General features: G+C 29.1%; 15 protein-coding genes. 7 read left to right on the top strand and 8 right to left on the bottom strand.

The features are described 5' to 3' along the window. Window positions 1-57: 57 nt before the first annotated feature. Window positions 58-1,854, top strand: a complete 1,797-nt coding sequence (gene lepA / locus PHEL85_RS16000; protein WP_036827486.1) for a translation elongation factor 4 — start codon at window positions 58-60, stop codon at window positions 1,852-1,854. Window positions 1,855-2,141: 287 nt separating this feature from the next. On the opposite strand, the gene PHEL85_RS15995 is transcribed toward lepA, so the two are convergent. The 5 genes from PHEL85_RS15995 to PHEL85_RS15975 form a co-directional block, all read right to left on the bottom strand. After that, window positions 2,142-2,906, bottom strand: coding sequence for a LytR/AlgR family response regulator transcription factor (locus tag PHEL85_RS15995; RefSeq protein WP_036827482.1), 765 nt, complete (start codon window positions 2,904-2,906; stop codon window positions 2,142-2,144). Window positions 2,907-3,015: 109 nt separating this feature from the next. Beyond that, window positions 3,016-4,020, bottom strand: coding sequence for a sensor histidine kinase (locus PHEL85_RS15990; RefSeq protein WP_036827480.1), 1,005 nt, complete (start codon window positions 4,018-4,020; stop codon window positions 3,016-3,018). Beyond that, window positions 4,010-4,558 (bottom strand): hypothetical protein, encoded by a 549-nt coding sequence (locus PHEL85_RS15985; RefSeq protein ID WP_036827476.1) that lies wholly within the window; start codon window positions 4,556-4,558, stop codon window positions 4,010-4,012. The genes PHEL85_RS15990 and PHEL85_RS15985 overlap by 11 nt, the downstream gene beginning before the upstream one ends. A 6-nt stretch (window positions 4,559-4,564) precedes the next feature. Further along, window positions 4,565-6,940 (bottom strand): outer membrane beta-barrel protein, encoded by a 2,376-nt coding sequence (locus PHEL85_RS15980; protein WP_052108617.1) that lies wholly within the window; start codon window positions 6,938-6,940, stop codon window positions 4,565-4,567. Between the two features lie 208 nt (window positions 6,941-7,148). Further along, window positions 7,149-7,844, bottom strand: coding sequence for a zinc metallopeptidase (locus tag PHEL85_RS15975; protein WP_036827473.1), 696 nt, complete (start codon window positions 7,842-7,844; stop codon window positions 7,149-7,151). A 96-nt stretch (window positions 7,845-7,940) separates the two neighbouring features. Here PHEL85_RS15975 and PHEL85_RS15970 point away from each other — a divergent pair, with 96 nt between their 5' ends. From PHEL85_RS15970 to PHEL85_RS15945, 6 genes are all read left to right on the top strand, one after another. Further along, entirely contained in the window at window positions 7,941-8,987 is a 1,047-nt protein-coding gene (locus tag PHEL85_RS15970; protein WP_036827470.1) for an asparaginase, read from the top strand. Window positions 8,988-9,199: 212 nt separating this feature from the next. Continuing rightward, entirely contained in the window at window positions 9,200-9,925 is a 726-nt protein-coding gene (locus tag PHEL85_RS15965) for a MotA/TolQ/ExbB proton channel family protein (protein ID WP_036827468.1), read from the top strand. 8 nt (window positions 9,926-9,933) lie between these two features. Continuing rightward, complete coding sequence (locus PHEL85_RS15960; RefSeq protein WP_036827466.1) at window positions 9,934-10,395, top strand: hypothetical protein; 462 nt, start codon at window positions 9,934-9,936, stop codon at window positions 10,393-10,395. 4 nt (window positions 10,396-10,399) lie between these two features. After that, on the top strand, window positions 10,400-11,020 hold the full coding sequence (locus PHEL85_RS15955; RefSeq protein ID WP_036827463.1) for an ExbD/TolR family protein: 621 nt from the start codon (window positions 10,400-10,402) through the stop codon (window positions 11,018-11,020). 18 nt (window positions 11,021-11,038) lie between these two features. Then, window positions 11,039-11,500, top strand: coding sequence for an ExbD/TolR family protein (locus tag PHEL85_RS15950; RefSeq protein WP_036827460.1), 462 nt, complete (start codon window positions 11,039-11,041; stop codon window positions 11,498-11,500). A 123-nt stretch (window positions 11,501-11,623) separates the two neighbouring features. Then, window positions 11,624-12,301, top strand: a complete 678-nt coding sequence (locus tag PHEL85_RS15945) for a porin family protein (protein WP_036827457.1) — start codon at window positions 11,624-11,626, stop codon at window positions 12,299-12,301. Here the strand turns inward: PHEL85_RS15945 and PHEL85_RS15940 are convergent. From PHEL85_RS15940 to asnS, 3 genes are read right to left on the bottom strand one after another with little or no spacing between them, the layout of a single operon-like run. Continuing rightward, window positions 12,296-12,895, bottom strand: a complete 600-nt coding sequence (locus PHEL85_RS15940; RefSeq protein ID WP_036827456.1) for a hypothetical protein — start codon at window positions 12,893-12,895, stop codon at window positions 12,296-12,298. The genes PHEL85_RS15945 and PHEL85_RS15940 overlap by 6 nt on opposite strands. Continuing rightward, window positions 12,895-14,352 (bottom strand): RNA polymerase factor sigma-54, encoded by a 1,458-nt coding sequence (gene rpoN, locus PHEL85_RS15935; RefSeq protein ID WP_036827454.1) that lies wholly within the window; start codon window positions 14,350-14,352, stop codon window positions 12,895-12,897. Before rpoN ends, PHEL85_RS15940 begins: the two co-directional genes overlap by 1 nt. A gap of 24 nt (window positions 14,353-14,376) precedes the next feature. Further along, a complete protein-coding gene (gene asnS / locus PHEL85_RS15930) occupies window positions 14,377-15,813 on the bottom strand; it encodes an asparagine--tRNA ligase (RefSeq protein WP_036827451.1) in 1,437 nt (478 codons plus the stop codon). Window positions 15,814-15,943: the final 130 nt, after the last annotated feature.

Below are 15,943 nucleotides of genomic sequence, written 5' to 3'. Positions count from 1 at the left end.
TGACAAGGTGGGTAAATAGCATATATTTGTCAGTTGAAAGCAGTTAGAAAACGAAGTATGAAGAATATTAGAAACTTTTGCATTATCGCACATATTGATCATGGTAAAAGTACATTAGCAGATAGATTGTTAGATTACACAGGCGCTGTAACGGATCGAGAAAAGAAAGATCAGTTATTAGATAATATGGATTTAGAACGCGAACGCGGAATAACCATAAAATCGCACGCTATTCAAATGGATTATAAACATAATGGAGAAGATTATATTTTAAATTTAATTGATACTCCAGGTCACGTAGATTTCTCATATGAAGTTTCTCGTTCAATTGCAGCCTGTGAAGGTGCCTTGTTAATTGTAGATGCAGCACAGAGCATACAGGCACAAACAATTTCTAATCTATACTTGGCTTTAGAGAACGATTTAGAGATTATTCCTATCTTAAATAAAGTAGATTTACCTTCTGCAAATCCAGAAGAAGTAACAGATGATATTGTAGATTTATTAGGTTGTGATCCAGAAGAAGTAATTCATGCAAGTGGAAAAACTGGTTTTGGAGTAGATAATATTTTAGAAGCTATAATCGATAGAATTCCTGCTCCAGAAGGAGACCCAGATGCACCTTTACAAGCCTTGATTTTCGATTCTGTTTACAATTCTTATAGAGGAATTGAAACTTATTTTAGGGTTTTTAATGGTGAAATTAAAAAAGGACAAGAAATTAAATTTGTAGCTACAGGTAAAAACTATTTTGCTGATGAAGTAGGTACTTTAAAACTAACGCAAGTTGTAAAAAAATCTGTAAAAACAGGTGATGTTGGTTATTTAATTACAGGAATAAAAACGGCAAAAGAAGTAAAAGTAGGAGATACAATTACAGATGCTCACAAACCTACAACAGAAATAATAGATGGTTTTGAAGATGTAAAACCAATGGTTTTTGCAGGGATTTATCCTGTAGATACAGAAGATTATGAAGAGTTGCGTAACTCTATGGAAAAACTGCAATTAAATGATGCTTCGTTGGTGTTTCAACCAGAAAGTTCAGCAGCTTTAGGTTTTGGTTTTCGTTGTGGATTTTTAGGAATGTTGCACATGGAAATTATACAAGAACGTTTAGAACGTGAGTTTAACATGACAGTTATTACTACTGTACCCAACGTTTCTTATCATGCATACACAAAGAAAAATCCTGATGAAGTTATTATTTTAAATAACCCAACAGACTTACCAGATCCATCAAGATTAGACAGAGTAGAAGAACCTTTTATTAAAGCCTCAATTATTACAAAGTCAGATTTTGTTGGTCAAGTAATGAGTTTGTGTATCGAAAAAAGAGGGCAAATTACCAATCAAACCTATTTAACAACACAAAGAGTTGAGTTAATTTTCGAAATGCCTTTGGCAGAAATTGTTTTCGATTTTTACGATCGATTAAAAACAGTTTCTAAAGGATATGCTTCTTTTGATTATCATCCAATTGGTATGAAAGAATCTAAATTAGTAAGAGTAGATATACTTTTAAATGCACAACCTGTAGATGCACTTTCTGCACTTTTACATGCAGATAATGCCTATACAATTGGTAAAAAAATTGTCGAAAAATTAAAAACTTTAATTCCTCGTCAACAATTCGATATACCTATTCAGGCAGCAATTGGAGCAAAAATTATTGCACGTGAAACTACCAAAGCATTGCGTAAAGATGTTACTGCAAAATGTTATGGAGGAGATATTTCACGTAAGCGTAAGTTGTTAGAAAAACAGAAAAAAGGAAAGAAAAGAATGCGACAGGTTGGTAATGTAGAAATTCCACAAGAAGCATTTATGGCAGTTTTAAAACTGAATGATTAAAGTTTAGATATTTAGAAATAAAATATAAAGCAGAAACCTTCTTGAGAATTTAAGAAGGTTTTTTTATTTGAAGCTATTTCCTGCTTTTAGCTATATCTTTTTAATTTTGTTCTCGATATAAATTTGTTCATTTTTCACAAATTCACTCGAACTGACAATTAAAAAGGATGCCGCTTCAATCAGGGCTAAACTTGTTTGCAAACTATTTGTCATTCCTGTGGAAACAGGAATCCATAGAAAGAAAGTTTAGATTCCTGCCTTTTCAGGAATGACAAATAAGTTCAATCTTACTGTTCCAACCATTTCCTAAAATCAGAAGTAGTAGAAGAACTTGTCATTACTTTTTCTTTGTAATTTTTTACAGAAATAAGTAATCTGTTTTTAAAATGATTTTCAATATTCTCTATATAATCAATATTCACAATTTCGCTTCTGTTAATTTTAAAAAACTTCTTAGGGTTTAATTGCTGAAAAATAGAGCCTAAGTTTTGAGAAATTGTATGCCTTTTTCCTTCCTTATCATTTACCAAGCAAAAGTCTCCAGAAGCAGAAACTAAAGCCATATCAATTGCATTTAATAATTGAATTCCAGATGCCTTTTTTATAACAAATCGTTTTTTGTAAGTAGTATATTCTTCTTGTAAAGCAGATTTTAGAGCGTCAATAGTTGAAGTCTCTAATACATTATAATCACCCTTATTAAATAATGACTGATATTTTACAATCGCTTTATCAAAATCATTTTGAGAATATGGTTTTAAAATATATGCAATTCCGTTTGTACTAAATGCTTGAAACAAATATTCATCATGAGCAGAACAAAAAATAATAGGAGCTTCAATTTTTACTTTATCAAACAAATCAAAGGAAATACCATCTAAAAGCTGAATATCTGATAAAATAAAATCGTATATATTTTCTTTTAAAAGCTGCTTTCCATCAACAATACTTCTTGCCCAATCATACGTTATTTTAATATCAAAAAAACTATCTAAACATTTTGTTAGTTTTTGATATGCAGGAATTTCATCTTCTAAAATTAAAATATTCATTTTGTTGTTTTGGTATGAGTGTCATTTCGACTTTATAGAGAAATCTCATAATTTGTCTTCCAGATTTCTCGACGTCAATTCGTTTTACTCGAAATGACATACTGACATTTTATTCACTCAAAGTTATAATCGGTATAAAAACCTCAAACTTTTTAGCCATGTTATGCACTTGAATTTTTTTATCTGAAAGCAATTGATAGCGTGCTTTTAAATTCTCTAATCCGGTTCCAAAAGATTCTTCTTTTGAGTTGATTTCAGATTTAGAATTGGTAACAATTAACCAACCATCATTAATAGTGATAGTTGTTTTTATTACATTTCTATTTTGTAATTTATTGTGTTTTACTACGTTTTCCAACAAAGTTTGTATTGCTCCTGTTGGAATAAATTTGTCTTCTAAAGTAATATTTTCTTTAATTGTAAATTCATAATCATCACCAAATCTAGTTTTTATTAAGAAAATATAGTTTTTTGCAAATTCAATTTCATTAGAAAGCTCCATTACTTCAGCATCTTTTGTCTTAATTAAATAACGATAAATTAAAGACAATCTATTAATGTATTCTTTTGCTTTTTTAGGATCGCTATCAATTAAACTATCTAAAGTGTTTAAATTATTAAACAAAAAATGAGGATCTATTTGAGAACGCAACAATTTTAATTCGTTTTCTTTTTGTTTTTTCTCGACTTTAAATAATTCAGTTTTTCCTTCATAGAATTTCTTTACAAAAAGAATACCGAGTAAAAATCCTATATCATTGGATGATGTGTAAATTCCGTTTAAAATAATTCTATACCATTTTGGTAATTTATTTAAAGAATTTCCTCCACTTAAAAATCCTAAAGTGTCTGCAATTGTTCCGAAAAAAGTTAAAACAACTAATGATATAAAAATAAAAGCAAAGTATTTTTTATGAATTAAGTATTTAGGAATTAAAAAAGACATAAAAATAATGATGACAATAAATGAAGTGATAATTGTAGTAGGAATATCTACAAAATATTCAATTAGATTAAGATTTCTACTCTTGTAATCTATAATATTTAAAATTGTAGAAATACTGTAAAAAATTACAACTACAAGATAATCTGTTTTATTGAGTTTACTTTTCATTTATTTTAATCTTCTTATAAAATATAAAACCAAATCCTATAGCAGTAATTAAATATACATAAATTAATCTGTGAGGAATAAATTTTCCAAAAAACACAATTAATGTTGCTAACATAATTAATGAAACTCCTAATTTATTTTCTTTAAAATAGTTGAGCGCTAAAAGTAACAAGCCAACATTTAAAAAACTAGGGCCAGTTGTTATAAAAGGTGTCCAAATAGAAGGAACTTTTGAAATGTGTGCAGCAAACTCATTTCTCATTTCTTGATTTGGATAACTCCACCAAATAAAATCTAAAGTACACATACCAATAATACAAACAATACCAATTACTGCAATTGGAATTCCTATATAACTGAATATTTTGCTGGGAAAATTTACTACTTGAGGTATCATAAAAACGACACCTAATAATAAACTCCAATGAGCAAAATCTATGGGTTTAAGGGCATAAACAAAATCATTACCTTTAGCTAAAAGTAGTTGACCTAGTATTTCAAAAAGAATTCCAATTATAAAAAGTGTTTTGTAATTCATACCTTATTAATTATTATCTTTAATTCTATTTTCTTCATCATTATTAGTATTTCTTCCCGATTTTTTCTTCCCAAATTTAGAACCAAAACTATACACCATTCTTAATTGAATATTTTGTCTTGAGTCGTTACTTTCAACTGCTGCAATTCCATTTCCATAATCAATATTACCAACAAAACCTCTATTTAGCATTTTATTAAAGCCTAAATTTACTTTTAATTTATCGTCTAAAAATTTTTTACCAAAAGAAAAATCTAATCCTGCTAACCAATCTACTTCAATTTGTCCTTCTAAAGCACCTGTTCCGTAATTTGCACTTAACTCAAAGTTGATGTCCCATGGTAATTGATAACTAGCTTGTACAAACCAAATTAAATTCCATTTGTTTAAATCTACGTCGTAAGTAGAAGATTGATAATCTGTATTTGTTACAATAACACCTGTATAACCTTCTAAACCTTTGGCAACATTTAAAGGAGCAAATAATCTAAAATTCCAATTGGCATTGTTTTCTACATTTACTTCTTGTTGTCTAATTTGTGCTGTTGTGTTGTCTTGCTTTATTAAGTCAAAAATTACATCATCCGTTTTACTGTAACCAATCGTAAAAAAAGGTTGACCTTCATAGGTTAAATTAAATTGAAAATTATTGGTGTAAGCAGGTGTTAAATTCGGGTTTCCTTCTCCTGCTGACCAAAAATCTAAATAGGTTTCAAAAGAGTTTAAACTGTTGTAAGAAGGTCTTTGTATTCTATAACTATAAGACAAACCAGCGCTAATTTTTTCTGTAAATTTTCTACTAACAGAGGCGCTAGGAAATAGTTTTTTAATGGGCCTTTTTTTAACCGCTACTTTTTCTGTACTATTTTCCATAAAAATAGAGGTTCCATCAGTATTACTTTTCTCATAACGTAATCCACCAGAAAAAGACCATTTTCCTTTAGAGGCATTAATTTTAGAGTACAAAGCAAAAATATTTTCTTTAATTAAAAACTGGCTACTGCTTGCTTCGTCTAAATCAAATCCGTTTGTTGTATTTTCTAAAAAAGATTGTAAATCATTATCCGTATTAACATCTGCAAAACGTGTTCCTGCACTTAATTTAAAGTTGTCTGAAAATGTTTTTATGTAATCTGCTTTGTACGTTTTTATTGTGTATTTTCCATCTTGAATATAACGTCTACTATCTTCACTAATTGTGCTTCCAGCTACATCAGACAATGTATTTGTATTGTCATTTACAAAATCTACATAATTAAAATCGATAACTAACTTATCAGTATCTGTTTTGTATTCATAGTAAGGGTTGATGTTAAAATTCTTTCTTTCTCTATTAAAACTGTTTTCAGAAAACAAGGTGTTGGTCGTATTTACATCAGAAATTATCGTTTTACTACTTGCAATTCTGTCTGAGGTTCTAGTGCTTATTCGTCCTCCAATCCCAAATGAATGTTTGTCATTAATATAATAGTCTAGACTTCCGCCAATTCTAAAGTTTGTCGGGTTATAAGGTTCTATCGTTTCTTGATCGTAAGTTTCACTACCTACCGTTCTGTCTAAAAACAAATCTTCTCTCCATGTTGGTTGAGAGAAATTTGTACTTGCTTGCCAATTTAATTTGTTCTTATAACTAGCAATAGAAAAACCTGTTCCGTATTCAAAACCTTGATCTTCACCAACCCAAACATTTGTGCTTCCATGCGTTCCTAATCGTACATTTTTCTTTAAAATTATGTTGATAATGGCTCCAGAACCAGAAGCTTCATATTCTGCTCCAGGTTGCTCTACAACTTCAATTTTGGCAATATTATCCGCAGGAAAATCACGTAACAAGGTTTCTACATCCATATATTCTGTAGTTTTTCCATTAATCAAAATTCTTACACCTCTATTACCAGCTATAGAAATTCCGTTATTAGTAACTAAAACACCTGGTATTTTTCGCATTACATCTTGTAGATTTGTATTTGTCATTTCAGACTTTTCTAAATCTACAATTAGTTTTTCTGCAGTTTGTTTTATTACAGGCCGTTTACTTTTAACAACAACTTCGTTTAAAAGTTGACTTTCTTCTTTTAAAGTGATGTTAAATATTTTGTTAGCGTCTAACTGAAATTCTTTAATAATTTGAGTTTCAAAACCCAACATAGAAATTTCAATTTTGTATTTTCCGGGAGAAATGTTTTCGATTTTGTATGTTCCATCATCATTAGAAACAGTTCCTTTTGGGTTTTCTTTACTTCCTATTGCTTGTAAAATGATATTTGCAAAAGGTAATGGAATGTTTTGGTCATCAACAATTTTACCTGAAATAGAATGTTGTGAGTAGGCTGTTAATACTCCTATAAATAAAATAAAAATAGTTGTTGTAAAAAGTTTCATCTGGTTGATTTTTAATATAACACTTCAAAAGTGTCTATTTTGTTACAATTAAAAAATGAAAATCTGATGAAACGGGTTAAATTCCGGTTAAATAGATTTTCTTTTTCTATAAAGACAAGACGCTTCAACTCAACAAAAAGTTTCCTGTAATAAAAAAAGCTTCTGATTTCAGAAGCTTTTTTTAAATATATCATAAAACATAGAGATATTAATCTCTACTTGCCATTAATTTAAAAACCCAATACATTAGCATAGCTAAAGAACCTAAAGCAGCCACTAAATAAGTTCTTGCAGCCCATTTTAAAGCATCTTTAGAGCCGTCAAATTCTTCTCGACTCACAATATTTTTATTTTTTAACCAAGCTAAAGCTCTGTTACTAGCATCATACTCTACAGGAAGCGTAATAAAACTAAACAAAGTTGCCATTCCCATTAATATTACACCAGCAAGTAAAACCCAATATCCTAAACTAGAAGCAGCACCTAAAATTAAACCACCCATAACTAAGTATTGAGAAAACTTAGAAGAAACATTAACCATTGGTACTAATTGAGAACGCATGGTTAACCATTTATAGGCTTTTGCATGTTGTACAGCATGACCAACTTCATGAGCAGCAACAGCAGCAGAGGCTGCATTTCTTTCATTGTAAACAGCTTCACTTAAATTTACTGTTTTATTTTGTGGATTGTAATGATCTGTTAATCTACCAGGAGTAGAAATTACTTTAACATCAAAAATTCCATGATCAGCAAGCATTTTTTCTGCAATTTCTGCTCCATTCATTCCATTTCTTAGATGTACTTTAGAATATTGTTTAAATTTTCTTTTTAAAGTATTACTTACTAACCAGCTAAAAAGTGAAATTGCACCAATAATAATGTAGTATTCCATTCCAATCATCATAATTTATATCGTTTTAAATTGTATTTCGTTTTTGTTTGATAAATTTACAACATAAATTATTCCATTTTTAAATTTGGATGAAAAAATGTCACAATGTCAAAAAAACCAAACATATTACTTGTTTATACTGGCGGAACTATTGGTATGATAAAAGACTATAAAACGAATGCCTTAAAAGCGTTTGATTTTAGTCAGATTGTAGAGAAAATTCCAGAATTGCAACAGCTAAACTGTAAAATAACAAGTGTTTCTTTTGATGAGCCTATAGATTCCTCAAACATGAATACCAAGTATTATGCAGATGTTGTTGAAATTATTGAAGAAAACTATCTTAATTACGATGGATTTGTTGTTTTAACAGGTTCAGATACGATGTCTTACACTTCTTCTGCAATTAGTTTTATGTTTGAGAATTTGCAAAAACCTATTATTTTTACAGGTTCTCAATTACCAATAGGAGATTTAAGAACCGATGCAAAAGAGAATTTAATTACTTCTATAGAAATTGCTTGTGCAAACAATAATGGTGTTCCAATAATTTCTGAAGTTTGTTTGTATTTTGAATATAAATTATACAGAGCAAATAGAACTACCAAAATAAGTTCAGAACAGTTTGAGGCTTTTACTTCTATGAATTTTCCTCCTCTTGCAGAAAGTGGTGTTCATTTAAAATTTAATGAATCTCTAATTTATCAACCAAAAAATAAAGAGAAAAATTTAATTGTTAGAAAAGAATTAGTTGATGAAGTTGTCATTCTCAAATTATTTCCAGGAATATCAAAATTAGTTGTAGAAAGTATTTTAAATATCCCAAATTTAAAGGGAGTCGTATTAGAAACGTATGGATCAGGAAATGGACCAAATTCAGAAAATTTTATCTTTTTATTAAAAAAAGCAATTGATAAAGGAATTAAAATTATAAACGTTACTCAGTGTAAGAGTGGTAGAGTAATGATGGGGCATTATGATACTAGTTTGTTGCTCAGGGAAATAGGAGTAATTAATGGTAAGGATATTACTACAGAATCTGCGATAGCTAAGTTAATGTATCTTTTAAATGAATATTTATCAATTGAAGATTTTAAAAAAACCTTCGAAATGTCTTTAAGAGGAGAATTAACTGATAAATATCATTTTTAGTAGTATAATTGAAGAAAATCAACGTTTAATGCATAAATAGATTGTTTTTTTTTTAAATGTTCAATATTTTTTTGTTACTTGGCACTCTCAAAAGAACGAATGAAATTGAATCTATCTGTTTTTTATAGATATTTTGGCTTTCATTTTATTTTTTTGAATTGAAAAATTTATATCTTTAACCCGTTAACTATTAAAAAATAATTATAACAAAGATGAAAAAAGTAGTAAATGTCCTATCCGTAACAGGATTTATGTTTTTTGGAGCTATTCAATCAACTTTCGCACAAGAAGCAGCAACTGAGGAAGCAAGAACTTTCCACCAAGAATTAAAACTTCGTTTTATTGAAGGTGATCCAGGTTTTATGGGAATTGTATTAGTAGCCTTAATTTTAGGTTTAGCAATTGCAATTGAAAGAATTATTTATTTAAACATGGCAACAACTAACACTAAAAAGTTAGTAGCAAATGTTGATGATGCTTTAAGCTCAGGTGGTGTAGAAGCTGCAAAAGAAGTTTGTAGAAATTCAAAAGGACCAGTAGCATCTATCTTTTACCAAGGATTAGATAGAGTAGATGAAGGAGTAGAAGCAGCAGAAAAAGCAGTTGTTTCTTATGGAGGTGTTCAAATGGGACTTTTAGAGAAAAATGTTTCTTGGTTGTCTTTATTTATCGCTTTAGCACCAATGCTTGGTTTCATGGGAACTGTAATTGGTATGATTGATGCATTTGATAGAATTGCAGTAGCAAATGATATTTCTCCAGCAGTAGTTGCAGGTGGTATTAAAATTGCATTATTAACAACAGTATTTGGTTTAATTGTTGCAATTATTTTACAAATTTTTTATAATTATATCGTTTCTAAGATAGATAGTATCGTTAATAACATGGAAGATTCTTCTATTCAATTAATCGATTTATTAGTAAAATATAAAAAATAAAAATAATTATGAAAAGTAATAAAATATTAAATATTTTAATTGCTGTAATAGCAGTAGTAGGTGCTGTCCTTTTCATAAGAATTTTTATGGAAGATGCAGACGCACTTCAAACAGATGGTGCATTGCAGAACAAAGTAATTAGTCCAATTATTTATTTTTCTACTTTCTTATTTTATGCTGCGGTTGTTATTGCAGTAGTGCTTTCTTTAATAAGCTTGGTAAGAAATCCAGAAAATTTAAAAAAGACTTTAATGGGACTAGCTGTTTTAGCTGTTGTATTAGTTGTTGCTTATTTCCTTGCAGACGATAATGCAGTATTAGATACTACAGGATCAATTTTAGAAGGAGGAGAAGCAGGTACAGCTACTAATAAATGGGTAGGAACAGGAATCTATTATAGTATTATTTTAGGTTCAGTTGCAGGTTTGTTTTTTGTGTACGATTTAGTAAAAGGATTAATAAAATCATAATAATATGGCAAGAAGAGAGAATCCAGAAATTAATGCAGGTTCTATGGCAGATATTGCCTTCTTGCTGTTAATCTTTTTCTTAGTAACAACGACCATGAATGTGGATTCAGGAGTTTCAAAAAAACTATCTGAAAAACCACCAGCAGATTATGTGCCACCTGTTATTAAAGAGAAAAACATTTTTGAGGTAAATATTAATAGAAATAATGAGCTTTTAGTTGAAGGCGAAAGAATGGAAATTAAAAACCTAAAAGAAGCTGCTATTGCCTTTATAGACAATGGTGGAGGTGAAGGTAAAGTCGAAAATGGAGTAGCTACTGGACCATGTAATTATTGTAAAGGAGAAAGAAGTGAATCATCTTCAGATCATCCTAATAAAGCAATTATATCGGTACAGAGTGATAGATTGACAGAATATGGAACGTATTTAACAGTTCAAGATCAATTGTTAAGAGCTTATTCAGAATTAAGAAATAGGTTAAGTTTGGAAAAATACCAAACACCTTTTTCTGAGTTAGAAGAGGCTTATAAGAAAGACAAGGAGAATGAATCTTTAAAGAAAAAAGTTGAAGGTATCAAAACAAGTTACCCTCAAATTATTTCAGATGCAGAACCTACAAATTAATTTTTAAAATTTAACAATATGTCTAAATTTAGAAAAAAGAAAAAAGGAATGCCAGCAGTAAATACTGCTGCCTTACCAGACATCGTATTTATGTTGTTATTTTTCTTCATGGTTACAACTACTATGAGAGAAACTGATTTAAAGATTGATAATCCAAGATTACCTTCTGCGTCAGAAGTTAAAAAATTAGAACATAAAAGTTTAGTTAGTACTATATATGTTGGTAAAGCAAAAGATTTAAAGTACGGTACTAGTTATAATAGAATTCAGTTAAATGATAAAATTGGTACAGCAGAAGATGTGCCTGCATTTATTATAAATGCAAGGTCTAAAGTTTCTGAAGCTGAGGTTCCATTTATGACAACTTCTATTAAAGCTGATAAAGAATCTAGTGTTGGTACAATTACAGATATTAGATTAAAATTAAGAGATGTAAATGCTCTTAAAATTAGTTACTCTGCATCTAAAACTGCTGATTAATTAGTATTATAAAATTTAAAAAAGGATAATTCATTTGAATTATCCTTTTTTTTATGTTTTATTTTTATGAAATAAGAACTTCGATATGAAATATTGTATCTTTATGATACGTTTAATCTGAATATGAAATCAATTATTACTTTCTTTTTTTTGTTATTTTATGTTGCTATATTTCATGCTCAGAAAGATTCCTTACAATTAGGAGATAGATATGCAGATGATCAAATTTATGTTTCTGTTTCTTATGCACAGTTTTATGATCAACCAACAATAATTTCAAAAAGTAATTTTTCATACTCACTTTCTGCAGGTTTTATTAAAGACATTATTTTAAATAAACAAGGAAACATTTCTATTGCTACTGGTGTTGGATATGGATTTGATTTTTTTAATCACAAATTAAAAGTTGAAGAAATTAATAATACAACTGTTTTTTCTAGTGATAATACCATTAGTGGCAACTTATTTAAATCACACAATTTTGAATTTCCTATTGAGTTAAGATGGAGGACTTCTACTGCTAATAAATATGATTTTTGGAGGGTATATGCAGGTATTAAATTCTTCTATAATATATCTAATAAGTTTCAATTTGATGATGTAAATAGTGCTAGTTTTAAATATTCTAACATTTCAAGCTATAATAAATTTCAATATGGTTTAACCCTTACTGCTGGTTATGACGAATTTAATATTAATGTTTTTTATGGCTTAACTCCTGTTTTGGAGAATAGTAGCATAAATGGTGAAGATATTAATACAAAAATCTTAAAATTTGGATTGATATTCTATATTTTATAAAAAATAGAAAACAATAATTGGAGAAATAAATCCAAAAACAAAACCTAAATATACTTCTCTTTGTGTATGAGCTTTCAGATGTAATCTTGCGCTGGCTAAAAGACCCGAAAGTATAAATGCACATATAACTACAATAATTAAATTTTGGCTATATAAAGAGTTTAATACCAAAAAGAAACCTGCAGTAATACCGAGTGATAATAAGTGAATACTTGTTTTTATTTTAAATGCAAAAAAGATATAAATGAAAACTAAACCTAAAGTTGTAGCATAAAATAACATTCCTATGTCTGATAAGTTAGGAATTTCTCTTATAGTATTACCTAGTAAATAGAATAATACGATCATCATTGCAATAGGGATTTTTCTCTCCCCAATGCTTTCTGCGTTAAAAGTTTTTATCAGTTTTAATCGCTTAAAAAGAATTAAAATCACTAAAGGTATGATGTATGTTGTTACAAATATTAAACCTAAAACCGCAAATTTTTGGTTACTACTAAAACTATTAGGGATTAAGATAAAATACAGCAGTACTCCAATTGTAGGGATTACAATTGGATGTAACATTACTGATATGAATTTGTAAAATTTCACTAAATTTCTTTTCGTAAACGTGCTACTGGTAAATCTAATTGCTCTCTATATTTAGCAACTGTTCTTCTTGCAATTGGATACCCTTTTTCTTTTAAAATGGCTGCCAATTTCTCGTCTGTTAATGGTTTTTTCTTATTTTCTTCTTGAACTACTGTTTCTAAAATTTTCTTTATCTCTTTTGTTGATACATCTTCTCCTTGATCATTTTTCATGGATTCAGAAAAGAACTCTTTAATCAATTTTGTACCATAAGGAGTAGACACAAACTTGCTGTTTGCAACCCTTGATACTGTAGAAACATCCATGTTTATTTTATCTGCAATATCTTTTAATATCATTGGTTTTAACTTACGTTCATCCCCAGTTAAAAAATAATCATATTGATAATGCATTATCGTATTCATAGTTACCATTAAAGTTTGTTGACGCTGTTTAATTGCATCAATAAACCATTTTGCAGAATCTAATTTTTGTTTGATAAAAAATACGGCATCTTTTTGAGATTTACTTTTAACAGTAGATTCTTGATACCCTTTTAACATGTTATTATACTCCCTAGAAATATGTAATTCAGGCGCATTTCTAGAGTTTAAAACTAAATCTAATTCTCCATCAACTATTTTTATAGTAAAATCTGGTACAATTTGTTCTGCAATTTTATTATTTCCAGCATAAGAACTTCCTGGTTTTGGATTTAGTTTAGAAATCTCGTTATTAACTTCCTTTAATTCATCTACAGAAATATTAAATTTCTCTTGTAATTTTTTATAATGTTTTTTTACAAAATGATCAAAAGAAGATTCTAAAATTTTAATTGCTAAAGCTCTTATTTTTGTACTCTCTTTTCTTTTAAGTTGAATAACAAGACACTCTTTTAAATCTCTTGCACCAACACCAATTGGATCTAAAGTATGAATTACTTTTTTTAGAATTGAGACTACTTTTTCTTCTGTTGTAAAGACATTTGCTGTAAAAGCTAAATCATCAACTAAATCTAAAATATCTCTTCTAATGTAACCACTATCATCAATACTACCTACTAAAAACTCAGCTATAGAAAGTTCTTCATCATCAAAACTATAGGTGTTTAGTTGGTTTTTTAAAGACTGATGAAAGCTTGTTCCTGCTGCATAAGGTACATTTTTTTCTTCGTCATCTGCAGAATAATTGTTCGCTTGAGTTTTGTAATTTGGTATTTCATCATCACTCAAATATTCATCTATATTGATGTCTTCTGCTTCAATTTTCTCAGTTCCTGGATCGTCAAACTCGTTCGATAAATCATCATCTATAGAGTCAGATTCATCTTTACCAGTATCTAATGCAGGGTTTTCCTCAATTTCTTGTTTTAGTCGTTCTTCAAAAGCTTGTGTTGGCAATTGAATTAACTTCATCAACTGAATTTGTTGAGGGGATAATTTTTGTAATAGTTTGTAATGTAAACTTTGTTTTAGCATAGACTTAAATATACAATATTCTGATTAAAATTCAGCATTTTGAGGAGTTCTTGGAAAAGGAATTACGTCTCTAATATTATTCATTCCTGTTGTAAATTGTACCAATCTTTCAAAACCTAATCCAAAACCAGAATGAACAGCTGTACCAAATTTTCTTAAATCTAAATACCACCACAATTCTTTTTCATCGATATTCATGGCTTTCATTTTTTCAACTAAAACCTCATAACGTTCTTCACGTTGAGCACCACCAACCATTTCTCCAATTCCTGGAAAAAGAACATCCATTGCTCTCACTGTTTTTCCATCATCATTTAAACGCATATAAAAGGCTTTAATATCTGCTGGGTAATCAAATAAAATAACTGGGCATTTAAAATGCTTTTCAACTAAAAAACGCTCATGTTCAGATTGTAAGTCTGCTCCCCATTCATTAATTGGAAATTGAAATTTCTTCTTTTTATTTGGTTTACAATTACGAAGAATATCAATTGCTTCTGTATATGAAACTCTTTTAAAATTATTATCCGAGACAAAACGAAGTTTTTCTAACAAACTCATTTCACTTCTTTGCGCTTGAGGTTTGCTTTTTTCTTCTTGTGTTAATCGTTGGTCTAAGAAAGCTAAATCGTCTTTACAACTTTCTAAAATTGAATTTAAAACGTTTTTAATAAAGTCTTCAGCTAAATCCATATTTCCATCTAAATCCATAAATGCAACTTCTGGTTCAATCATCCAAAACTCAGCTAAATGACGCGTTGTATTAGAATTTTCTGCTCTAAAAGTAGGCCCAAAAGTATATGCTTTTCCTAAAGCCATCGCATAAGTTTCTGCTTCTAACTGTCCAGAAACTGTTAAGTTCGTCTCTTTTCCAAAGAAATCTTTAGAATAGTCAATCTTTCCATCTTCTGTAAGTGGCGCTTCATTGTCTTTAAAGTTTGTAACTCTAAACATTTCTCCTGCACCTTCTGCATCAGATCCTGTTATTATTGGGGTGTTTACGTAATTGAAATCTCTTTCTTGAAAATATTGATGAACCGCAAAAGATAATTTAGAACGTACACGCATTACTGCACTAAAAGTATTTGTTCTTACACGTAAATGTGCATTTTCTCTTAAAAACTCGAAACTATGTTTTTTAGGTTGAATAGGATATTCATCTGGATTGGAATCTCCTAAAATTTCAATTTCTGAAACTTGTATTTCTACAGATTGTCCTTTTCCTTGACTTGCTGCTAAAGTTCCTTTAATAGAAATTGCAGCTCCTGTATTAATTCTTTTTAATATTTCTTCTGATGTGTTTTCAAAATCGATAACACATTGAATATTGTTAATGGTAGAACCATCATTTAAAGCAATAAAACGATTGCTTCTAAATGTTCTAACCCACCCTTTTAGTTGTACTTGTTGTAGTAATAATCCTTCCGACTTTAAAAGTTCGGCAACGTTTCTGTTTATCATATTCTTATAATATTGATATAAATATATGTTATTATTAAAAAGTAAAGATACTTTTTTGTACGCTTCTGAGCAATGAATTATTTAATTGAGTGCATATTTATAATAATTAGTTTTTAGGTGAAATAAATGA

Origin of the sequence: Polaribacter sp. Hel1_85 (assembly GCF_000766795.1) — a bacterium.
Lineage (GTDB): Bacteria > Bacteroidota > Bacteroidia > Flavobacteriales > Flavobacteriaceae > Polaribacter.
Note: the sequence above shows the minus strand (reverse complement) of the source record. Positions and strands in the feature narration are given on the sequence as shown.